The organism is Sulfitobacter sediminilitoris (assembly GCF_010667575.1).
Lineage (GTDB): Bacteria > Pseudomonadota > Alphaproteobacteria > Rhodobacterales > Rhodobacteraceae > Sulfitobacter > Sulfitobacter sediminilitoris.
Genome location: NZ_JAABNT010000011.1, coordinates 40973 through 61966 on the forward strand (window position 1 = coordinate 40973; position 20994 = coordinate 61966).

Genomic DNA, 20994 nt, shown 5'->3' on the forward strand with positions numbered 1-20994 from the left:
CCCCCTGTTTCCCTTGGGTAAGGAATACCGCCATTGGCGCATCAAAGCCAGCGTCGTAGAAGAATTGCATATTTATCTGCCATTTCTTCATTTACTTTTTGGATGCGTCCCATGCCCCCACTGCCAATCCCCTATGGCCTTGCTGAACTGATCGGTGTTCTTGGGTTCTTCCTCTATGTCTCAACCTACACGATGCTGACGCTGCGTGTCCTTTCTTCAGCATCGGTGCCATACTTTGTCCTGAACCTGACCGCGTCGAGTTGCGTGCTGATCGGGCTGACGGTCAGTTTCAACCTTGCAGCAGCGCTTATTCAGACGTTCTGGGTGATCATGTCTGTGGTCGGTATCACATTGCAGGTCTTTCACCCAATGCGACGCCGATACTGACGCAAGCCTCAGAGTCCGTTCACCGTCCGCCGAACTACATCAATCCTCGACGCGTTTGGCGGATGGGTGCCAAGAAACTTGTCGCCCGGATCGGGAATGCGGGTAAAGAATTCGGCCCCGCGCAGCGGGTTGAACCCCGCCCGCGCCGTGATGATCGTACCCAGCGCATCCGCTTCAAGCTCGAAATCCTTGGAATAGCTACGTGCGCCCACTTCGGCGCCCAGACGCTGCGCTGTGCGTACGGCCTCGGACCCGCCGCCAGCGAGCGTCGCCAGACCTGAGAAGATCACAGCCCCCGCCACGGCGTTCTGCTGCTGGCGCTCGATATGGCCTGCGATGTGGTGCGCTGTCTCGTGCCCCAGAACAAAGGCCAGTTCATCCTCATTCCGTGCATCCCCGATCAGGGCAAGGGTGAATGCCACAACAGGCCGCCCCTGCCGGTCAATGGTTTGGAATGCGTTCGCAGGCTGGCCCGGCCTGTCATCCACGACGATGTGAAAATCGCAATTGACGCCCTGCGTCCGCGCGCGGCATTCCCTTTCTGCCACGGGTTCAACGGTGCGGACCACGCGGACAAAGCTGCGCGCGGCCTGACTGGCCGACAGGGTTGGCGTGCTGGCGGACGCCGGGGTCGCCGGTGCGGATGGGGTTTGGCCGACCGGAGCCACATCGCAGGCTGTCAGCGTTGCCATCGCGACAAAAGCGCAAAGGGTATTCTTGATCATGTCACGTCCTTCAGATCTGCACGCACCCCGGTAATTTAGCACAAGGGACCGGAGGAGCCAGTCAGAACACATCACTTTGCCGCGCTCCTCTTGCAAAGATCCGCCGAAAGGCTCAGGTTCTGTTTCATGTTTACCATAGAACACGAATTCGATGCCTCCGTGATCACCCTCGTCGATGAAGGTGAGACCCCGCTGCGCGAGGACGTCACGGTTTCGGCCTTCGACACCGAAATCACTTTCGAGCAATGGGATCCTCGCACGGACACAGTGTCGAAGATCACGCTCTCTCCAGAACAGCTCAGGGACCTGACAGCAGCGCTGAACCTGCCCGAAGGTATTTACCGCAGCGCGCCGCAAAAGAAATAGGATCACCAATGGCCACCGGAACGAATATCAAGACCTTCTACGAGGGCACATGGCACGACGGCGACCAGATGATCATGCGGGCGGCAGATCATGGGTCTTGGCTTGGTACGACCGTCTTTGACGGGGCCCGGCTTTTTGATGGGCTGTCACCGGACCTCGACAAGCATTGCGCGCGCATCAACCGCTCTGCCGAGGCGCTGATGATCACACCGACCGTGACCACAGAGGATATGATCGACATCATCAGCGAAGGGCTGGAAAGCTATGGCCGTGATCAACCGGTCTATATCCGGCCCATGTACTGGGCGCTTGCCGGCGATGAGCTGGGAATCGTGCCGCGCGCCGGTGCGACTGGCTTTGCCGTATGCCTTGAGGAAATTCCCATGGCCCCGCCAGAGGCCGCGACGACGCTCACGCGTACCCGGTTTCGCCGCCCGGTGCTTGAGGACAACGTCGTGAACGCCAAGGCGGGCTGTCTCTATCCCAACAACGCCCGCATGATGGCCGAGGCCCGCGCCAAGGGCTTTGGCAATGCGCTGGTGGCTGACGCGATGGGAAATGTTGCAGAAAGCGCGTCGGCAAATGTTTTCATGGTGAAGGATGGCGAGGTTTTCACCCCGATTCCAAATGGGACCTTCCTTGCGGGTATTACGCGCGAACGGCACATGATCAACATGAACGCTGACGGGCTGCAGATCCATGAAACCGTGCTGTCGTTCGATGATTTCCATGATGCGGACGAGGTTTTCCTGTCCGGCAACATGATGAAGGTCACCCCCGTCGCCGCATTCGATGACACCACGTACGAGATTGGTGCCAACGCCAATCCAGTCACCCGCCGGGTGCGCGAAATGTATTGGGACTGGGCCGCCTCGGAACGGTGATGTGGCACCGTGTGGCACTCCGGGCTGTCCAGCCTCAAGCGCCTTGGCATCTCCGATATGCGGATCGGTAGAATTGAGATTGCGCGGACGATGCGTTCGCGCCATGATCCCGTCCGATAGGGAGACCCAAGATGCGTAAGTTCCTCGTTGTGCTGGACGACAGCACCGAATGCCTGAATGCGATGCGATTTGCAGCTTTGAGGGCCAATCATACGGGTGGCGGCGTTGAAGTCTTGGCCGTGATTCCGCCAGATGAATTCAATCACTGGATCGGCGTAGGCGACATTATGCGCGAAGAAGCCCGCGAGCGGATCGAGGTTCATTTCGAGGTTTTCGCGAAATGGATGCGCGACAAGCAAGGCGTGGACCCAGAGCTGGTGATCCGTGAAGGGGTCCCTGTGGACGAAATCATCGCACAGATCGCGGATGATCCCGATATTGGCGTTCTGGTACTGGGAGCGTCCTCTGACAAGAATAAGGGGCCCGGACCGCTGGTCACCCAGATGACCCGCGCATCGGGGTCGCTGCCGGTACCTGTGACCATCGTGCCTGGTGATCTGAGCAAGGAACGCCTTGAAGCCATCACGTAGCCCGACGTTGACGGCTGGACCCATCCGCCCAAGCAGTTTAGAATGGTTCCAAGACTTGAAAGCCGGATTGCCGATCCGCATATCTGCCTGAGCCAGACAAAGGACCTGCCATGTTTATTCAAACCGAATCTACGCCGAACCCCGCCACGCTAAAGTTCCTGCCGGGCCAGTCCGTTCTCGAAATGGGGACTGCCGACTTTCCCACCGCAGATGCCGCAGGCGGCTCCCCGCTGGCACAGCGTCTGTTTGGCGTGGACGGTGTCACAGGCGTGTTTTTTGGCACGGACTTTGTCACTGTCACCAAGGCAGAAGCCATTGAGTGGGATCATATCAAACCCGCGCTGCTGGGCGCGATCATGGAACATTACCAGTCCGGCCAGCCCGTGATGGGCGAGGACCACAAAGCCAGCTCAGGCCACGCCGATCACGATGGCGAGGACGGCGAGATCGTGGGCCAGATCAAGGAACTGCTCGACAGCCGCGTGCGCCCTGCCGTGGCGCAGGACGGCGGAGACATCACCTTTCATGGCTTTGACCGCGGCGTCGTCTATTTGCACATGCAAGGTGCCTGCGCGGGCTGCCCCTCGTCCACGCTGACGCTGAAGATGGGGATCGAGAATCTGCTGCGGCACTACATCCCCGAAGTGACCGAAGTCCGCCCTGTTGCCTGACAAGGTCTACCCCGAAAACCGCAAGAAATGGCCCAAGGTCGTCGCCTTCGACACCTCCGGGCCATTCGTGTCTGTGGGGTGGGCTTTCGAGAGCTACTCAGGCGGCAATGTGCTGAACATGCCGCGCGGTCAGGCCGAAGCCCTGCTTCCGGCCATCGAGGACACGCTCGCATCTTGTGGTTGGACTTGGTCGGAGGTCGATGTGATCGGCGTGGCCGTGGGTCCGGGCAATTTCACTGGCATCCGTATCGGCGTTTCCGCCGCACGTGGCCTGGGCCTTGCCCTTGGCATTCCCGTGTTCGGGATCAGCCAGTTCGAGCTGGCCTACGGCACGATACCGGTTGACCCCGGCACGCTGGTTTCGATCCCGGCTCCACGAAATATGGCCTATGTGCGCGGTTTCGGTGCAGGCGGGCAACAGGCCTGCGGGACCGGGCTGCTGATCGACCCCGGCGCCCCTCCCCCCAAGCTCGAGCTGTCCGCAGGCATGCGGGTCCACGGACATCGCGCGCGCGAAATCGCGGCGCACGCGGGGGCGCGGGGCATCGACGAACACTACGCACCCGATGCGGCGCGCATGGCCGAGTTGATCGAACAGAAATACTGTGAGGCCGATGCTTTCCCACCAAGGCCCGTACCCGATTACATCAAGCCACCGGATGCTGCCCCCGCGCGCGACCAGGCGCCCGCCATTCTGCCGTGACCCCGCGCGCACTCTCCGCGATTCACCGCGCCGCTTTCGGGCGGGAACGCCCCTGGACGGCGCGAGAGTTCGAGACGCTGCTCGAGAGCCCGCTCGTGACACTCTTTGACCGGCCCCATGGATTTGCGCTTTGCCGCACGGTCGCCGGTGACTCCGAACTGCTCACGCTCGCCGTCGATCCGGCCCATCAGGGGCACGGGATCGGACGCGGGCTGATGCTCGACTGGTTGAAGCACTGCGAAGGCAAAGCCGATATCGCGTTTCTTGAGGTGGCGTCGGATAATGAGCCTGCGCTGGCGCTTTACCGGGTCATGGGCTTTGCGCCATGCGGCCTGCGCAAGGGCTATTATGCCCGCGCTGGAGCGCCCGCGGCAAACGCCATCCTCATGCAGCGCCGCCTGACCTTTGGTCATAGCGGTGAAACCAACACCCAAACCCCAGAAATCGGTTGACCCTGCCCCCCTGCTGGCCCCTAAATTGGCGCTGATCACCTGATCTTGGGCGAATGACCGCTGCTGGCATCGCCCCAAATGCAAAAACTGGGAGATACCACATGACCCTTATGACCAAATTCATGGGCGCCGCGGCTGCCATGGCGCTCAGCGCCGGTACTGCGCTGGCCGAGCCTGCACTGATCTACGATCTGGGCGGCAAGTTCGACAAGTCGTTCAACGAAGCCGCACACAACGGCGCACAGCGCTGGCTCGACGAAACCGGCCTCACATATCGCGAGATCGAGCTTCAGTCAGAAGCACAGCGCGAACAGGCCCTCCGCCGCTTTGCCGAAGCCGGTGCGAATCCGGTCATCACTATGGGTTTCGCAATGGCCGATCCGCTGTCGTCTGTCGCTCCTGACTATCCGGACACCAATTTCGTCGCCATCGACGTGACATGGCTCGATATCCCCAACATTCGCCAGATCGGTTTTGCCGAACACGAAGGTTCCTACCTTGTCGGTATGCTGGCCGCGATGGCCTCAGAGAGCAACACTGTCGGGTTTATCGGCGGGATGGACATCCCCCTGATCCGTCACTTCGGCTGCGGCTATGCGCAGGGCGTCAAGGCGGTAAAGCCGGACGCCACTGTGATCGCCAACATGACCGGCACAACGCCGGCAGCATGGAACGACCCGGTAAAGGGCTCCGAGTTGACCAAGGCGCAAATCTCTCAGGGCGCTGACGTGGTCTATGCTGCTGCGGGTGGCACCGGTGTAGGCGTGCTGCAAACCGCTGCGGACGAGGGCATTCTCTCGATCGGTGTCGACAGCAATCAGAACTACCTGCACCCCGGCAAGGTCCTGACCTCCATGCTCAAGCGTGTGGACGTGGCTGTCTATGACGCGCTGGCGGCAGGTGATGAGCTTGAAACAGGTGTCTTCACCCTTGGTCTGGCCGAAGAAGGCGTCGGTTATGCGCTGGATGAGAACAATCAGCCGCTGATCTCGGATGAGATGAAAGCGGCCGTGGATGATGCACGTCAGAAGATCATCGACGGTGAGCTGGAAGTCGTCAGCTACTACGCGAACGACAGCTGCCCTGCACTGGACTTCTAAGTGAGCAATGAAGCGACATTGGAGCGGCAGGCAACTGCCGCTCCTGTTGCGCCTGCGATCGAGCTGAAGGGCATCTCCAAATCCTTCGGCCCCGTGCAGGCCAACAAGGACATTTCGATCCGCGTCATGCCCGGCACGATCCATGGGATCATCGGTGAAAACGGTGCGGGCAAATCGACGCTGATGTCGATCCTCTACGGCTTCTACAAGGCCGATAAGGGCGAGATCTGGATCAACGGTACAAAGACTGAAATCCCCGACAGCCAGGCGGCGATTGCAGCGGGCATCGGGATGGTGTTCCAGCACTTCAAACTGGTTGAGAATTTCACAGTGCTTGAGAATATAATTCTCGGCGCTGAAGACGGGCGGTTGCTCAAGCCGTCATTGGCCAAAGCACGGCGGTCCTTGATTGAACTGGCCGAAGACTATGGGCTGAACGTAGAGCCTGACGCACTGGTGCAGGACATTGGCGTGGGGATGCAACAGCGTGTGGAGATCCTCAAGGCGCTCTACCGGCAGGCAGATATCCTTATTCTGGATGAGCCGACAGGCGTGCTCACCCCCGCCGAGGCCGACCAGCTTTTCCGAATTCTGGGACGGCTCCGGTCAGAAGGAAAGACGATCATCCTGATCACCCACAAGCTGCGCGAGATCATGGAGATCACCGACACCGTCAGCGTCATGCGGCGCGGCGAAATGACTGCGACGGTCAAGACATCCGAGACCTCTCCGCCCGAACTGGCGGAGCTTATGGTGGGTCGTAAAGTGTTGTTGCGTGTGGACAAAAAGCCCGCGACACCGGGTGACGTGGTGTTGGATATCAAAGGGCTGAAGGTTGTCGACGACAAAGGCGTCGAGCGGCTGCGCGGCATTGATCTGCAAGTGCGCGCAGGTGAAATCGTGGGCATCGCAGGGGTGGCTGGAAACGGACAGTCAGAGTTGCTTGAAGTCTTGGGCGGCTATGCCGATGGCATTGGTACCGTCACGCTGAACGGAAAGCCACTTGACCTTACAGGACGCCACTCTGACGGGAAGTCGCGGCGAAATCGCGGCATTGCCCATGTGCCAGAGGACCGGCAGCGTGAAGGGCTGATCATGGACTATCAGGCGTGGGAAAACACCGCCTTTGGTTATCACCACGACCCTCATTACCGCGCCGGGATCCTCATGAACAACGCCGCGATCCGGGAAGACACGGCAGAGAAAATGGAACGGTTCGATGTCCGCCCACCGAATCCCAAGCTGGCGGCCAAGAATTTTTCCGGCGGCAACCAGCAAAAGATCGTACTGGCCCGCGAGATCGAGCGGAACCCAGATCTGCTGCTGATTGGTCAGCCGACCCGCGGCGTGGACATCGGCGCAATTGAATTCATCCATCAGCAGATCGTGGCACTGCGCGATCAGGGCAAGGCCATCCTGCTTGTCTCGGTCGAACTGGAAGAGATCCTTGCCCTGAGTGACCGAATTGCGGTGATGTTTGATGGTAAGATCATGGGCGAACGCCTGCCTGATAAGACAGACGAAAAAGAACTGGGCCTGTTGATGGCCGGGATCACCGACACCGACACACCGCATTCGGTTGAGGAGATCGAAGAAAACCTCGCCCATACCCACGGCGATCCGCATAAGGAGATCTGATATGGATGATCCAACCATACACAGGTCGGAAGGCGACCCATGGACGTGATGCCCAAATGGGCCGAGGTGGTCCTCGTCCCGCTGATTTCGCTCTTGCTTGCCGCAGTTATCTCGGCGCTGGTGATCCTTGCCATTGGCGAAGACCCTGTTGCGGCGGTGAAGCTGATGATCACAGGTGCATTGGGCTCCACCTACGGCTGGGGCTATACGCTTTATTATGCGACGAACTTCATCTTTACCGGGCTGGCCGTCGCAATTGCGTTTCATGCACGGCTGTTCAACATCGGTGGTGAAGGTCAGGCCATGCTGGGCGGCCTTGGTGTCGCTATCGCGTGCCTGTTTATCCCGTGGCCCCACTGGTCACTGGCGCTGATCGGCGCGGCGGTGATGGCCGGGCTGTTGGGCGCTGCCTGGGCTGCTGTTCCGGCGTGGCTGCAGGCCAAACGAGGCAGCCATATCGTGATCACGACGATCATGTTCAACTTCATCGCAGCAGCGCTGCTGAACTATGTGCTGGTCAATCTGTTACGCCCAAAGGGACAGATGGACCCGGCAACCGCGCGCTTCCCCGAGGCAACGAACCTGCCGACGTTGCACGATATTCTGGCCCCCTTCGGGATCGCGTTTTCCAAGGCCGCGCCAGCCAATGTATCCTTCGTTGTCGCGATCGCGGCATGCTTCGTGCTGTGGTTGCTGATCTGGCGCACGCGGCTGGGCTACGAAATCCGCGCTTATGGTCACTCAGAGTCAGCGGCGAAATACGCTGGCATTTCCCCGGTCAAAATCACCATGATCACGATGATCATCTCTGGTGCGCTGGCAGGCATGATGGCCATCAACAACGTCATGGGTGAGGCAGAGCGACTGGTGCTTAACTCAACCGAAGGTGCGGGTTTCATCGGCATTGCCGTGGCGCTTATGGGTCGCTCTCATCCTGTTGGTGTGTTCCTCGCCGCCATCCTCTTTGGATTTCTCTATCAAGGCGGGGCAGAGCTTGCCCTTTGGACCTCGATCCCGCGCGAGCTGATCATTGTCATTCAGGCGCTGGTGATCCTGTTCACTGGCGCGCTCGACAACATGGTTCGGATGCCCTTGGAGAAAATCTTTCTCGCCGTTCGGCGCGCGCGGGCTCCGAAACCCGAACGTAAACCGGTGGAGTCGGCTGAATAATGGACTACGCCACACTTATCCAATTGCTCGATTCTACCGTGCGTCTTGCCACGCCCCTTTTGCTGGCCTGCCTTGCGGGGTTGTTCAGTGAGCGGGCTGGCATCTTCGATATCGGCCTTGAAGGCAAGATGCTGGCCGCCGCATTTTTCTCTGCTGCTGTTGCATCTCTTTCCGGTTCGGTCTGGATTGGCCTTTTGGCGGGCATCGGTGCGTCTGTCGCACTGTCCGCGCTTCACGGCATCGCCTCGATTACCTTTCGTGGCAATCAGCTGATTTCTGGCGTGGCGATCAATTTCCTCGCCGCCGGGATGACCGTCCTCATTGCGCAGGACTGGTTTAAACAGGGCGGCCGCACACCATCCTTGATGGGGGGCGCGCGGTTTGAGGGGATCACCCTGCCCTTCGCCGATGCTATCGCTGATGTCCCCATCATTGGCCCGCTCTACTCCGAACTGATCTCGGGCCATTCCATCCTGGTCTACATGGCTCTTGCCGCCGTGCCACTGACGTGGTGGGTGCTTTACCGCACGCGTTTTGGCCTACGCCTGCGCGCGGTCGGGGAAAACCCTGCCGCCGTCGACACAGCGGGCGTTTCTGTCATTGGCCTGCGCTTTGCAGCTGTCGGCATCTGCGGCGTGCTTTGCGGTATCGCCGGAGCGTATCTGAGCACCGCGCTTCAGGCGGGTTTTGTCAAAGACATGTCCGCCGGGCGCGGCTTTATCGCCTTGGCCGCGCTGATCTTTGCAAAGTGGCGTCCGTGGTACGCGCTTTGGGCGACCCTCCTTTTCGGTCTTTTCGGGGCGCTTGAAACACGGCCCGATGTGATTGAGGCCGTGATCGGTATGAAAGTTCAGGGGCAGCTGCTGGGCGCACTGCCTTATGTGATGACAGTGATCATTCTTGCCGGCTTCGTTGGCAAGGCAATTCCGCCCCGTGCGGGCGGAGAGCCCTATGTGAAGGAGCGCTGACCCAAAGGGCACGCCGGATACCACCGCCTAATTATGCTGCGGATAAGACCAGTTTCAGCCCGCAGATCAGTCCTCCGCATGTCAATACGGGGAGAGCCGTTGATTTGATACGCACACCGCGCTAAGGGATCCCATGCAAATCTACCTGCCCATCGCCGAAGTATCGGTCAATGCGTTCCTTTTGTTAGGACTTGGCGGGCTTGTGGGCGTGCTTTCGGGTATGTTCGGCGTGGGCGGCGGTTTCTTGATGACGCCCCTTTTGTTCTTCATCGGCATCCCTCCGGCCGTGGCCGTGGCGACCGAGGCGAACCAGATCGTTGCCTCCTCTTTTTCCGGCGTTTTAGCCCATTTCAAACGAAAAACGGTGGATCTCAGGATGGGCACGGTGTTGCTTATCGGGGGTCTGATCGGTGCGGCACTTGGTGTGATGGTGTTCAACTACCTCAAGTCGCTGGGTCAGGTCGATCTGCTGGTCAAGCTTTGCTATGTCGTTTTCCTGGGCGTGATCGGCGGGCTGATGTTTCTGGAATCACTGCGCGCGATCCGAAACGTCAAAAAGGGCAAAGCGCCAGCGCGTAAGAAGCACAATTGGATTCACGGTCTTCCGCTCAAGATGCGATTTCGTGTCTCCGGGCTCTATATCTCTGTAATCCCCCCCCTGATTGTTGGCGTGACCGTTGGTATCCTTGCGGCGATCATGGGTGTAGGCGGCGGCTTTATCATGGTCCCTGCGATGATTTATCTGCTTGGTATGCCGACCAAGGTCGTCGTGGGCACATCGCTCTTCCAGATTATTTTTGTCACCGCCTTCACAACGATGCTGCACGCCACGACCAACTATACCGTGGATGTGGTTCTGGCGGTCCTGCTGTTGGTCGGCGGTGTGATCGGCGCCCAGATCGGGACACGGATCGGGGTCAAGATGAAAGCAGAACAGCTGCGCATCCTGTTGGCCATCATGGTGCTGGCGGTCTGTGGAAAGCTTGCGCTCGATCTGCTGCTGCAACCGACTGAGTTGTATTCGCTTGGTGCGGCAGGGGGGCATTGATGCGGGCCCTCATCCTCGTCTTCGCATTTCTGATGACATTGCCCGCCATGGCAGAACAGATCGTGCTGGGACTGTCCAAGGACACGGTATCCATCAACACCAACTTCGATGGGTCGGAAATCCTGATCTTTGGCGCGGTCAAGCGCGAGGAAAGAATTCCCGATGAACCCCGCCTGCAGGTCATCGTCACCGTATCGGGTCCGTCCGAACGGGTCACGGTGCGGCGCAAGGAAAAGCGTTTGGGCATCTGGGTAAACACCGATGCCGTCGAGGTGGACCGCGCGCCAAGCTTCTATGCCATTTCCACCAGCACACTTTTGGGTCTGTCCCTGACCGAAACGGAAGACATCCGCCATAAGGTCTCAATACCCCGCGCCATCCGGTCTGTCGGGGCACCGATGAACATCACGGACAGCGAAAGCTTCTCTGAGGCGCTGATCCGTATCAAGATGAACTCTGGGCAGTATCAGTTGAACGAAGGTACGGTCAGCGTCGATGAACAGACCCTGTTTCGCACCGCGATCAAGCTGCCTGCCGCACTGACTGAAGGCGATTACCAGACACGCATCTTTCTGACGCGTGGCGGCGAAGTTGTGTCGAAATACGAGACGAGCATCTTTGTCCGCAAGGTGGGGATGGAGCGCTGGCTGTTTAATCTGTCACGCGAGAATGCGTTCTTGTATGGCTTGATGTCGCTCGCCATCGCAATCGCGGCGGGCTGGGCCGCTTCGGCCGTCTTCAGCGTGTTCCGGCGATAACAAGCCTGACCCGCTCATTTTCCTGCCAAGTTTCATAGAATCAGCAACCACTGTGCTTTTGCTCGGCGCTGATCCTGTGCGCGTCCGGCGCTTCATCCGCGCCCGACGAATGGCATTTTGTTCGCCATTACAGTCATAAACAACACGTTGGCACCCCTTGGCATGTCGGCCATATGCAGGACTGATTTCGCCGCGTTCTCCACCCGCATCGTCTGCGTGTCCGGGTTCATCTTTTTAAGGTTCGCGACCATGTCCGTTTCGGCGTTGCCGATATCGATCTGACCACAGGCGATGTCCAGATCCCGACCATCCAGAGAGAGTGATTTCGTCAGCCCGGTGATCGCGTGTTTCGTCGTGGTATAGCAGACAGACCCTGGACGCGGGGTATGGGCAGAGATCGATCCGTTATTGATGATCCTGCCGCCCCGGCCCTGCGCGCGCATCCGGGCAAAGGCCAGCCGCGCGGCAAGGAACATACCATGCAGGTTGACCATCATCACCTGCTCCCAATCCGCAATCGCAATCTCGTCAATCGGGGCCGAAGGGCCGAACATGCCCGCGTTGTTGAAGAGCACGTCGAGATCACCGAAGGTATCAAATGCGGCTTCCAGTGCTGACGCATCCGTCACGTCGGCGGGCAGCGCCACCGCATGCGCGTGCGCCGCCGCCATCTCTTCCAGCGCTTCGGCACTGCGCGCAACCAATCCGACGCGCCAGCCTTCCGCCAGAAACAGCTCTGCCGTCGCACGGCCAATGCCGGCACTTGCCCCGGTGATCAAGATCGATTTCATCCCACGTCCTCCGTTGTTGTATCCAGTGTCAGGGGTGCGGCAGGCACCGCCCTCAGGTCATCAATCACCAGCGGCCCCGTTGGCTTGGACAACCGATTGCGCACCACCCAGATAAGCCGTTCTTGCGCGCGGGTGATTGCGACGTACGCCAGCCGCTTCCACAAGGGCTGGCCCGCCTCCATGCGCCCCATACGGGCGGCGGCATATAGGTCAGGGGCAAAGACCTGCACGGTCTCCCATTGGCTCCCCTGTGCCTTGTGGATCGTGACTGCGGCCCCATGCAGGAATGTCGCCCCCATGCGTGCAGCAAAAGGGATGAAGGGTTCTTCCTCATCCGGCTTTTCGATCTTGACGATCGACGCGGCGCTGACCTGCGGATCTTCCGCCCCCATGACGTGCAAGCGGCTGAAGCCGGGTTTGCGCCCGTCTCCCAGAAAGATCACCTGCGCGCCCTTGATCAGGCCGCGCGCCTCCAGATCCAGCCGTTTCTTGCGGTGCTTCAGCGGCAGCTCGATCCCGTCACAGATGAGCGGCTCACCGGAAAGCAACGCATCCTCCGGTGCGCCGTGAACTGACCGGAAGGCGTTGATCAATCTGATCCGCGTGGCGTTCCGCCAAACCAGCACGGGTGAGCGCGCCATCAAGTCGACCTCAACACGCTGCCCCCAGACCACACGGTCGTCCTGACGCGCCTTGTCTTCGATCATGCGTTCAAACTGCTCAAAGCTCAGATCCGGGTCTGACAGGGCATGGGCCAGATCAAGGATAGGATTGTCGGCGTCCTGCCGGAAAATGCGGTTGAGGTTCAGCACCCGCTTCTCTGGCAGCTTCTCGAAGACCATCGTGCCGGACTGGTTCACCGGGGCCAACTGCGCCGGGTCACCAAAAAGCAGCAACGTGGGAAAGATTTCCTTGAGATCTTCGAACTGCTTGTCATCCAACATCGAGGCTTCGTCGACAAAGCCGATGTCCAGCGGTTCCTCCCGCCGTTTCCAACCGGTGATAAAGTCCGACCCCCGCAGGCCAGCCGCCGCCAACGCGCCCGGAATGGACTTGTTGCCTGCATAAAACGCGGCAGCGCGGTCCAGTGACTGATCGGTCAGCCCTTCGATCTCGGGCCGCTCTCCGCTGCCTGCCAGCCATTCGGCAATGCGTTCGTATTCAGGGTCATAAACCGGTGTGTAAAGAATGCGGTGGATTGTTGTTGCAGGCACCCCGCGCAGGCGCAGCACGCTCGCCGCCTTGTTCGTTGGGGCAAGGATCGCCAGAGTGCGTTTGTCTTTGCGCTTGCGGCTCTCATAGTCGCCTGAGACCACTTCAACGCCCGCGTTTTCAAGCGCCTTGTAGAGTTCCGCCAACAGCAGCGTCTTTCCTGATCCGGCCTTCCCCGTGACTGCCATTACTTGATCCGCCCCGCCGGGGGGCGGCATCAGCAGGCTGTCTTCCAGATCAATTCCCGCGCCACGCAGCATCTCGGCCACGCGGTCATATGCGGTGGCCTGATCGTCGGAGTAGGTAAGCGCGGTGGTCATGCCCCCTGTCTAAGGAAAGGCCGGTGCCGGGGCCAGCGCGATTGCGTCCGTTCAGGCGGTTTTCGCCCCAGGGTGATGACGCAGACCGCCCATCGCCTGATCGAACCAAAAACGCGATTGTTCCGGCGTGACCCCCGCGCGCGCGGCGACCTGTGACTGTGCTTCGGGGCTGAAGTCCCATAGACCAACAGAGATCTGGTCGCGGCCCGTCCCGCTACTGCCCAGCACTTCTGGCGACGACCCAATCATCCGGTATATTCGCACCATGCGCGCATCGAAGACCCCAACAAAGTGTTTGACGCCAAACCCTTGCATGATCTCCCCCCCACCCAGCATCAAAGCGGCCGCGACATGCGCGCCTGCCCGGCGTTTGAGACAAAAACGAGTGCATTCCCAGATCAAAGGACTGCGCACTGGACCTTGGATCAAATGCCCAAAATGGTCGTTCACCATCACAGGCCCCGTCGTTGGCAGGAACCGCATGGAACCGCCATGGCTCCCATCAACGTTTTCCCAGATCACGTAGAGCGGGTTCATCGCATCGTAGCAGTCGCGCTCCTCGCCATTGCTGTCCACTTCCACCGCCCAGCCAAGCCGCGTCTTGAACTGGTCGGCACGGTCGCGAAACATTTGACGGGCAAGCAGAGGGTGGCGGTGCAGTTGGTCGGCGTAAAGATAGCGCAGCATGCAGGTCTCCGGGCTGGGAAAGGTATGACCAAGTGGTTACCTCTCCGCCCGTTAACGCCGCCAAAAACCATCGCGCGGCCCTGCCTGCTGGCGCGCAACAGCAAACGTTGCCTGCGACGTTTGCGCGCTTGCTGATCCAGAATTTCGGAGATGAAAGTCATTGCCGCCGTCAGACGACGATCAGTCCTCTGCTTAATGCCCTTGCGACTGCATGGGTCGTGTTAAGCGCGCCCAATTTGAACCGGGCGCTTTCAATGTAGACCCTCAGGGTGTGTTCCGAGATTGATAGCTGCTCAGCCACCTGTGCCCGGCTATAGCCAATGGCCAGAAGGGTCATTGCATCTACCTCGCGCGGGGAAAGTGCTGGTGCGATCTCAGGCGTCCGGCCCGGTTCAATCTCAAGCGCCTTTTCGTTCAGATAATGCGCGATTAGTACCAATTCGTGCCGGTGCCGTTCAGTGAAGGTCGCCCATGTGTTGTCATCACAGCTATCGTTCGCCGTAAAGAGGGCAAACTGGCCGTTGGGCCCACGCACCGGCATTGAAAAACCCTGATTGCCGATCCCATGTTCAATCGCCTCCAGCTGAAATGCGCGCGCTGCCTTGGAGGACCAGTCGAGCTGTTTCCAGTCTACGGGGTGAAAGCGTTGGAAGCATCCGATAACGACCGGATCAATACGTTGATAATTTTGAGAGATATAGCGTTCCTGCCACGCAAGCGAATAGGTCCCGCAGCCGTATTGGTCCCCGGCAGAATCGACCCAGTGGTACGCAATATGTTCAACCCTCAGATGGTCGCGCAGCGACAGGCTTGCGGTCTGCAATCCGTCGAGCGTATTAGCTTGCTCCAAGCTCTCCAGAATGCAGTCCAATCGACCTGTCGTTCCCATGCGCCTGCGCTTGCATCCTCTCTTCGCGTGAGGCGATCTCGGCCAGGGCAACGATTGCTGTGTCATCCAGCTGCTCGGCCAAAACCGGCAGGTCGATGGACAAGGCAAAAGTTTTCAAATCGGCAAGAACGTCCAAAATCCAGTCACTTCGCATACGCAGCTTCTCTTTCAAATAGTTAACAGTCTATTAACACAACCTTAGCATGCATCAATTTTTGAAGGAATTCACTGGTTTCCACTCCCCAAAAATAGCGAGGCGTCACTTTTTAACCCTATGATTTCAACCAATGGTAGAAGATATCAACAAATGAGCCCGCGAATCGCATATGGCGATCCGCGGGCATCGTTTCCAGACAGGAAACAATCAAAGGTTACTTGCGTGCCTCCAGCGCGTCTTCCAGCGTACGCAGACCCGTCGTCGGAGATTGAACCAGCACGGACATATTGCCCGGCTTATGCTCGTTTCGCATCATCTTCATATGCGCCTCTGGCAGATCGTTCCATGCGAACACTTCTGACATACAGGGGTCCAACCGACGCTCAAGCATCAACTTGTTGGCAGAAGACGCCTGCTTGAGATGGGCGAAGTGGCTGCCCTGCAAGCGCTTCTGATGCATCCACATATAACGCACGTCAAAGGTCAGATTGAAACCGGTGGTACCTGCGCAGATTACGACCATACCGCCCTTTTTCACAACAAAGGTTGAGACTGGGAAAGTCGCTTCGCCGGGGTGTTCGAATACCATATCGACGTTGTTGCCCTTGCCCGTGATGTCCCAGATTGCCGCGCCGAATTTGCGCGCCTCTTTGAACCATGCTGCATATTCGGGCGTGTTCACCGTGGGCAGTTGTCCCCAGCAATTGAAGTCCTTGCGGTTCAAAACGCCCTTGGCGCCCAGATCCATCACGAAGTCACGCTTGCTTTCGTCCGAAATCACGCCGATGGCATTCGCGCCAGCAGTGTTGATCAATTGGATCGCGTAAGATCCAAGGCCGCCCGATGCGCCCCAGACCAATACGTTCTGCCCGGGCTTAAGATCATGTGGTTCGTGACCAAAAAGCATCCGGTACGCAGTGGCCAGCGTCAGTGTATAGCAGGCTGCTTCTTCCCATGTCAGATGCTTGGGGCGTGGCATCAATTGCTGTGACTGCACGCGCGTGAACTGGCTGAAGGATCCATCCGGCGTCTCGTAACCCCAGATCCGCTGGGTCGGAGAATACATCGGATCGCCGCCGTTGCATTCCTCATCGTCACCGTCATCCTGATTGCAGTGAATGACCACCTCATCGCCGATCTTCCAGCGTTTTACCTTGTCACCTACGGCCCAGACGATGCCAGCAGCGTCGGAGCCCGCGATGTGATAGGGCTGTTTGTGCCCGTCAAACGGGCTGATCGGCTGACCAAGGGCCGCCCAGACGCCGTTATAGTTAACGCCCGCCGCCATCACGAGGACAAGGACGTCGTGGCTGTCAAGCGTCGGCACGTCCACCACTTCTTCCAGCATCGCCGTGTTTGGTTCGCCGTGACGTTCCTTGCGGATGGCCCAGGCATACATCTGTTTTGGAACGTGCCCCATGGGCGGCATTTCGCCCACCTCATAGAGGTCCTTTTCAGGTGCATCGTATTGCGCAATGGTTTGATCGAGTGCCATGCGAGGGCCTCCCCTTGGTTTGCGTATCTAAATTGCCGCGATGCAGAATCGTATCGCTCGTAGAGTGAAATATGGGCCAACGCGCAATAAAGCAACCTCAGAAGATCGCTTTTTGTAATTTTATGACCCAGCGGATGCAGAAACTTACTTCGCTACCGCAGCATCATCCTCTTCAAAAAAGTGAGCAATCGAATTCGCATAGAACTGCAACACTGGTCTGTGATCGCTCGCGATGCGCCAGATGTCTCCGCTTTCCGTAATCAGTTCCCTTGCCTTCAACCCTTTCAACGCACGCGACATCTCCTGCTTGAGGTTCTCGAGCTTGATAACCCGGTTGCCTTCGGGCACCTCACTTAGGACCGTCGCCGCCTTCTCCAGCAGCTTGGCATCGGTGATCCCGTCGGCCTCCAACAGCACATGCGCGATGACCGGAACAATGGGGACAGGCATAACCGTCTCGATCCGGGACATCAGTTCTTCCAAAAGCCCGTCGACAGCATGATGCTCCGTCTCGTTGCGCAGCGAAAGTGGTTGGCCAAAGGCGACTGCCGCCGCACCAAAACGGGTATCCTGGCGGGTCAGCCGCTGCCAAAGCTTGCGCAGGATAAAGCCGACCACAACCGATATCCGTGCGCCAAACCGCCGGTCCCCCCGTTGATCCGCTGCGATCAGCACCAGATCCTCCAACACCCGGTCATAGTTGATCGCAACCGGGACAAACACCACATCGCGCCCCTCCTCAGGATCGAATCCATCGACCAGATAGGACATCAACCCCATTTTGGGGGCTTGCAGTCGCCCGTTCAGGCTTAACCCGCCTTCGGGATAGAAAGCCTGATTGACCCCGCCCGCCGTCGCCATCTGGACGTAGCGCGCCAGCACCTTCCGATAAAGATCGCCGCGTGACCGACGGCGGATAAAGTAAGCGCCAAGCGATTTAATCAGCCAGCTAAGCGGCCAGACCCGCGCCCATTCGCCTACCGCATAAGACAACGCGCTGTCGCGCGCCGCCAGATAGGTGACCAGCACGTAATCCATATTTGAGCGGTGGTTCATCACGAAAACCACTGTCGCATCCTTGGGAATAGCATCGAAAATCTTCGCGTTATTGTCAGCCGTCTCAATCCGGTAGACCGATTTTGCCAACAACCGCGCCAACCGAATGCCAAAGCTGAAGTACGCAAAAGCAGAGAAACTCGGCACGATTTCGCGGGCGTAGTCACGCGCTTTTTCAAAGGCCACATTTTCGGGGACTTTGTTGGCCCTTGCATAATTGACGATCTCACGCGTGACTTCCGGATCATAAATCAGGCGCTGGATCATGTCATAACGACGGGCCAGCTTGAACGGCTCAATCGGGCGCTTTAACCGCGTGTTCAGCTGTTTGACAGCCCGTTCCAGTCTGCGACGAAAGAACCAACGCACCGATGGCAACAGCAGATGGCTCAGCGCTGTGACCATCGCAAACAGCACGATCAGGATAAAAAGCCATAGCGGCAATTGCACGGTCTGCGTCATGGCGTGTACCCTTGCAGCGCCTGTGACCAAGGACAATATCAGAATGTGGTAATCTTCACCGCGGCGCGGCCGCTGTGGCTTTCCAGCCCCTCAGGCAAAGATCACACGCCCAATCAGGCCGCTGGTGCAGGCGATTATGTAAGATACTGCGGCCCGCTTTGTATGATGCCGTACGTACTGCATTTTTACTCATTCAGATCACCAGCATTACTCGGACGCGAATGGCGAGGACCGGACGCATCACCATCAGACCGATACAATTCATTTCACCTGCGGGGTGACAGTCCCTGACAAAGAGACGCCTTTCACGCTCCCGTGCTTGCTCTGCGTCAATTCCCATCGCACAATGCCGCAACGCAGCGAATTGACATTGGTATAAAATGTCTCATATGTAGCGCGTAACGCAATAATGTTGCCCGACCGATCAAAGGAGCCTGCCCATGTCCGAGCAAACCAAAGACCGTCCTTGGCTGATCCGCACCTATGCGGGCCACTCGACCGCCGCAGCCTCCAATGCGCTCTACCGGTCGAACTTGGCAAAAGGACAGACAGGTCTGTCCGTGGCTTTCGATCTGCCCACGCAGACCGGATATGACAGTGATCATGTTCTTTCCCGGGGTGAGGTCGGAAAAGTCGGTGTGCCTGTCAGCCATCTGGGCGACATGAGAGCGCTTTTCGACCAGATCCCGCTAGAGCAGATGAACACGTCGATGACGATTAACGCCACAGCGCCTTGGCTGCTGTCGCTTTATATCGCCGTTGCTGAGGAACAGGGCGCCGATGTCTCCAAGCTGCAAGGCACGGTCCAGAACGACCTTATCAAGGAATACCTATCGCGCGGGACATACATCTGCCCCCCTGCCCCGTCGCTCAAGATGATCGCGGATGTGGCTGAGTATTGCTATACCAACGTGCCCAAGTGGAACCCGATGAACGTCTGTTCCTATCACCTGCAAGAGGCCGGTGCGACGCCCGAACAGGAACTGGCCTTTGCGCTGGCCACGGCCACGGCGGTGCTGGACCAATTGCGGCCACGCGTCGACGAAAAGGATTTCCCAGCGCTGGTTGGACGTATCTCATTTTTTGTGAACGCTGGCATCCGGTTTGTCACCGAGATGTGCAAAATGCGCGCCTTTGTTGATCTCTGGGACGAGATCTGCGCCGAACGTTACGGTGTTGAGGATTCCAAGTACCGTCGTTTCCGGTACGGCGTGCAAGTGAATTCGCTGGGCCTGACAGAACAACAACCTGAGAATAACGTGTACCGCATTCTGATTGAGATGCTTGCGGTGACTCTCTCGAAAAAAGCCCGCGCCCGCGCCGTGCAGCTTCCCGCGTGGAACGAAGCACTTGGCCTGCCGCGCCCATGGGATCAGCAATGGTCCATGCGGATGCAGCAAATCCTTGCATATGAAACGGATCTGCTTGAATTCGATGATCTCTTTGACGGCAATCCAACCGTGGATGCCAAGGTTGAAGAACTCAAGGCAGGTGCCCGCGCTGAACTGGCCCTTCTGGATGACATGGGCGGCGCGATTTCGGCAATCGATTACATGAAGGGTCGTCTGGTCGAGAGCAACTCCGAAAGGTTGGGCCGCATCGAGGCTGGAGAAACCGTTGTTGTTGGCGTGAACAAGTGGCAGCAAGGTGAACCATCCCCGCTGATGACGGGTGACGGTGGCATCATGGTCGTCGACCCTGCTGTGGAGGCCGAACAAATTGACCGCCTGAACGCTTGGCGCGCGGACCGTGATGAGGCAACTGTCAACGCTGCGCTGGCCGATCTACGTGCCGCAGCCGCGGAGGGGCGGAACGTGATGCCCGCCTCTGTCGCAGCCGCCAAGGCTGGGGTCACCACCGGAGAATGGGCCGCGCAGATGCGTGCTGTGCACGGCGAATACCGTGGACCCACGGGCGTCGGGAAAGGACAATCGAACAAGACCGAAGGTCTGGACGATCTGCGGGCAGCCGTTGATGCGGTCAGCGACAAGCTGGGCCGCCGTCTGAAGTTCCTTGTCGGCAAGCCGGGCCTTGATGGTCATTCAAACGGGGCCGAACAGATTGCCGTGCGTGCCCGTGATTGCGGCATGGACATTGCCTACGAAGGTATTCGTCTGACCCCGTCCGAAATTGTAGCCGCAGCGCGCAAGGACGAGGCGCATGTTGTGGGGCTATCCATCCTCTCAGGCTCTCATATTCCACTGGTCGAGGACCTGATGAACCAGATGCGCGAGGCAGGGCTTGGAAACGTTCCGGTCATTGTGGGCGGTATCATTCCCGACGACGATGCCGCACGCCTCAAGGCAATGGGAGTAGCACGGGTCTATACGCCCAAGGACTTTGAGCTGAATATGATCATGCAGGATATTGTCACGCTTGCTGATCCGGCCGCAGTAGCCGCAGAATGACCTGACACAAAAATGGTGTTTTATTTTCAATAGGTTTTGATAGATCCTTCTGTACAA

General features: G+C 58.6%; 22 protein-coding genes. 14 read left to right on the forward strand and 8 right to left on the reverse strand.

Annotated elements, in window-relative coordinates; genetic code table 11:
- Nucleotides 1-111 precede the first annotated feature (111 nt).
- Nucleotides 112-387 (forward strand): CBU_0592 family membrane protein, encoded by a 276-nt coding sequence (locus tag GV827_RS16260; protein ID WP_164354869.1) that lies wholly within the window; start codon nt 112-114, stop codon nt 385-387.
- An 8-nt stretch (nt 388-395) separates the two neighbouring features.
- Here the strand turns inward: GV827_RS16260 and GV827_RS16265 are convergent, their stop codons facing one another.
- Complete coding sequence (locus GV827_RS16265; RefSeq protein WP_164354870.1) at nt 396-1112, reverse strand: M48 family metallopeptidase; 717 nt, start codon at nt 1110-1112, stop codon at nt 396-398.
- Nucleotides 1113-1238: 126 nt separating this feature from the next.
- Here GV827_RS16265 and GV827_RS16270 point away from each other — a divergent pair, with 126 nt between their 5' ends.
- From GV827_RS16270 to GV827_RS16325, 12 genes are all read left to right on the forward strand, one after another.
- Nucleotides 1239-1478: a hypothetical protein gene (locus tag GV827_RS16270; protein WP_164354871.1), complete on the forward strand. Its 240-nt coding sequence runs from the start codon at nt 1239-1241 to the stop codon at nt 1476-1478.
- Nucleotides 1479-1486: 8 nt separating this feature from the next.
- Nucleotides 1487-2362 (forward strand): branched-chain amino acid aminotransferase, encoded by an 876-nt coding sequence (locus GV827_RS16275; protein ID WP_164354872.1) that lies wholly within the window; start codon nt 1487-1489, stop codon nt 2360-2362.
- 131 nt (nt 2363-2493) lie between these two features.
- Complete coding sequence (locus tag GV827_RS16280; protein WP_164354873.1) at nt 2494-2952, forward strand: universal stress protein; 459 nt, start codon at nt 2494-2496, stop codon at nt 2950-2952.
- Nucleotides 2953-3062: 110 nt separating this feature from the next.
- A complete protein-coding gene (locus GV827_RS16285) occupies nt 3063-3623 on the forward strand; it encodes a NifU family protein (RefSeq protein ID WP_164354874.1) in 561 nt (186 codons plus the stop codon).
- A complete protein-coding gene (tsaB, locus tag GV827_RS16290; RefSeq protein WP_164354875.1) occupies nt 3616-4326 on the forward strand; it encodes a tRNA (adenosine(37)-N6)-threonylcarbamoyltransferase complex dimerization subunit type 1 TsaB in 711 nt (236 codons plus the stop codon). Before GV827_RS16285 ends, tsaB begins: the two co-directional genes overlap by 8 nt.
- Nucleotides 4323-4778: a GNAT family N-acetyltransferase gene (locus tag GV827_RS16295; protein WP_164354876.1), complete on the forward strand. Its 456-nt coding sequence runs from the start codon at nt 4323-4325 to the stop codon at nt 4776-4778. The genes tsaB and GV827_RS16295 overlap by 4 nt, the downstream gene beginning before the upstream one ends.
- Before the next feature lie 101 nt (nt 4779-4879).
- Nucleotides 4880-5878 (forward strand): BMP family lipoprotein, encoded by a 999-nt coding sequence (locus GV827_RS16300; protein WP_164354877.1) that lies wholly within the window; start codon nt 4880-4882, stop codon nt 5876-5878.
- On the forward strand, nt 5879-7516 hold the full coding sequence (locus GV827_RS16305; protein ID WP_164354878.1) for an ABC transporter ATP-binding protein: 1638 nt from the start codon (nt 5879-5881) through the stop codon (nt 7514-7516).
- Nucleotides 7517-7555: 39 nt separating this feature from the next.
- Nucleotides 7556-8686 (forward strand): ABC transporter permease, encoded by a 1131-nt coding sequence (locus GV827_RS16310; protein ID WP_164354879.1) that lies wholly within the window; start codon nt 7556-7558, stop codon nt 8684-8686.
- Nucleotides 8686-9654 (forward strand): ABC transporter permease, encoded by a 969-nt coding sequence (locus tag GV827_RS16315; RefSeq protein WP_164354880.1) that lies wholly within the window; start codon nt 8686-8688, stop codon nt 9652-9654. The genes GV827_RS16310 and GV827_RS16315 overlap by 1 nt, the downstream gene beginning before the upstream one ends.
- Before the next feature lie 133 nt (nt 9655-9787).
- A complete protein-coding gene (locus tag GV827_RS16320; RefSeq protein ID WP_164354881.1) occupies nt 9788-10702 on the forward strand; it encodes a sulfite exporter TauE/SafE family protein in 915 nt (304 codons plus the stop codon).
- Nucleotides 10702-11460: a TIGR02186 family protein gene (locus GV827_RS16325; RefSeq protein WP_164354882.1), complete on the forward strand. Its 759-nt coding sequence runs from the start codon at nt 10702-10704 to the stop codon at nt 11458-11460. Before GV827_RS16320 ends, GV827_RS16325 begins: the two co-directional genes overlap by 1 nt.
- Before the next feature lie 92 nt (nt 11461-11552).
- Here the strand turns inward: GV827_RS16325 and GV827_RS16330 are convergent, their stop codons facing one another.
- The 7 genes from GV827_RS16330 to GV827_RS16360 all read right to left on the reverse strand — a co-directional run bounded on the left by GV827_RS16330 (nt 11553) and on the right by GV827_RS16360 (nt 18529).
- Nucleotides 11553-12251 (reverse strand): SDR family oxidoreductase, encoded by a 699-nt coding sequence (locus GV827_RS16330; protein WP_164354883.1) that lies wholly within the window; start codon nt 12249-12251, stop codon nt 11553-11555.
- Nucleotides 12248-13783: an ATP-dependent DNA helicase gene (locus GV827_RS16335; RefSeq protein WP_164354884.1), complete on the reverse strand. Its 1536-nt coding sequence runs from the start codon at nt 13781-13783 to the stop codon at nt 12248-12250. Before GV827_RS16335 ends, GV827_RS16330 begins: the two co-directional genes overlap by 4 nt.
- Before the next feature lie 51 nt (nt 13784-13834).
- On the reverse strand, nt 13835-14470 hold the full coding sequence (locus GV827_RS16340) for an acyl-homoserine-lactone synthase (RefSeq protein ID WP_164354885.1): 636 nt from the start codon (nt 14468-14470) through the stop codon (nt 13835-13837).
- 169 nt (nt 14471-14639) lie between these two features.
- The gene (locus GV827_RS16345; protein WP_164354886.1) at nt 14640-15359 is read right to left on the reverse strand and encodes a helix-turn-helix transcriptional regulator; all 720 of its coding nucleotides are present in this window, start codon (nt 15357-15359) and stop codon (nt 14640-14642) included.
- A complete protein-coding gene (locus tag GV827_RS16350; RefSeq protein WP_204325936.1) occupies nt 15307-15513 on the reverse strand; it encodes a hypothetical protein in 207 nt (68 codons plus the stop codon). The genes GV827_RS16345 and GV827_RS16350 overlap by 53 nt, the downstream gene beginning before the upstream one ends.
- Before the next feature lie 217 nt (nt 15514-15730).
- The gene (gene ccrA / locus GV827_RS16355; RefSeq protein WP_164354887.1) at nt 15731-17011 is read right to left on the reverse strand and encodes a crotonyl-CoA carboxylase/reductase; all 1281 of its coding nucleotides are present in this window, start codon (nt 17009-17011) and stop codon (nt 15731-15733) included.
- A gap of 144 nt (nt 17012-17155) precedes the next feature.
- Nucleotides 17156-18529: a 1-acyl-sn-glycerol-3-phosphate acyltransferase gene (locus GV827_RS16360; RefSeq protein ID WP_164354888.1), complete on the reverse strand. Its 1374-nt coding sequence runs from the start codon at nt 18527-18529 to the stop codon at nt 17156-17158.
- A gap of 440 nt (nt 18530-18969) precedes the next feature.
- Between GV827_RS16360 and GV827_RS16365 the strand changes: the two genes are divergently transcribed.
- Nucleotides 18970-20937, forward strand: a complete 1968-nt coding sequence (locus GV827_RS16365; RefSeq protein ID WP_164354889.1) for a protein meaA — start codon at nt 18970-18972, stop codon at nt 20935-20937.
- Nucleotides 20938-20994: the final 57 nt, after the last annotated feature.

Coding starts and splice junctions, on each gene's coding strand:
- GV827_RS16260 (WP_164354869.1), top strand. CDS start 112: ATGCCCCCACTGCCAATCCCCTATGGCCTTGCTGAACTGATCGGTGTT.
- GV827_RS16265 (WP_164354870.1), bottom strand. CDS start 1,112: ATGATCAAGAATACCCTTTGCGCTTTTGTCGCGATGGCAACGCTGACA.
- GV827_RS16270 (WP_164354871.1), top strand. CDS start 1,239: ATGTTTACCATAGAACACGAATTCGATGCCTCCGTGATCACCCTCGTC.
- GV827_RS16275 (WP_164354872.1), top strand. CDS start 1,487: ATGGCCACCGGAACGAATATCAAGACCTTCTACGAGGGCACATGGCAC.
- GV827_RS16280 (WP_164354873.1), top strand. CDS start 2,494: ATGCGTAAGTTCCTCGTTGTGCTGGACGACAGCACCGAATGCCTGAAT.
- GV827_RS16285 (WP_164354874.1), top strand. CDS start 3,063: ATGTTTATTCAAACCGAATCTACGCCGAACCCCGCCACGCTAAAGTTC.
- GV827_RS16300 (WP_164354877.1), top strand. CDS start 4,880: ATGACCCTTATGACCAAATTCATGGGCGCCGCGGCTGCCATGGCGCTC.
- GV827_RS16310 (WP_164354879.1), top strand. CDS start 7,556: ATGGACGTGATGCCCAAATGGGCCGAGGTGGTCCTCGTCCCGCTGATT.
- GV827_RS16315 (WP_164354880.1), top strand. CDS start 8,686: ATGGACTACGCCACACTTATCCAATTGCTCGATTCTACCGTGCGTCTT.
- GV827_RS16320 (WP_164354881.1), top strand. CDS start 9,788: ATGCAAATCTACCTGCCCATCGCCGAAGTATCGGTCAATGCGTTCCTT.
- GV827_RS16325 (WP_164354882.1), top strand. CDS start 10,702: ATGCGGGCCCTCATCCTCGTCTTCGCATTTCTGATGACATTGCCCGCC.
- GV827_RS16330 (WP_164354883.1), bottom strand. CDS start 12,251: ATGAAATCGATCTTGATCACCGGGGCAAGTGCCGGCATTGGCCGTGCG.
- GV827_RS16335 (WP_164354884.1), bottom strand. CDS start 13,783: ATGACCACCGCGCTTACCTACTCCGACGATCAGGCCACCGCATATGAC.
- GV827_RS16340 (WP_164354885.1), bottom strand. CDS start 14,470: ATGCTGCGCTATCTTTACGCCGACCAACTGCACCGCCACCCTCTGCTT.
- GV827_RS16345 (WP_164354886.1), bottom strand. CDS start 15,359: ATGGGAACGACAGGTCGATTGGACTGCATTCTGGAGAGCTTGGAGCAA.
- GV827_RS16350 (WP_204325936.1), bottom strand. CDS start 15,513: ATGCGAAGTGACTGGATTTTGGACGTTCTTGCCGATTTGAAAACTTTT.
- ccrA (WP_164354887.1), bottom strand. CDS start 17,011: ATGGCACTCGATCAAACCATTGCGCAATACGATGCACCTGAAAAGGAC.
- GV827_RS16360 (WP_164354888.1), bottom strand. CDS start 18,529: ATGACGCAGACCGTGCAATTGCCGCTATGGCTTTTTATCCTGATCGTG.
- GV827_RS16365 (WP_164354889.1), top strand. CDS start 18,970: ATGTCCGAGCAAACCAAAGACCGTCCTTGGCTGATCCGCACCTATGCG.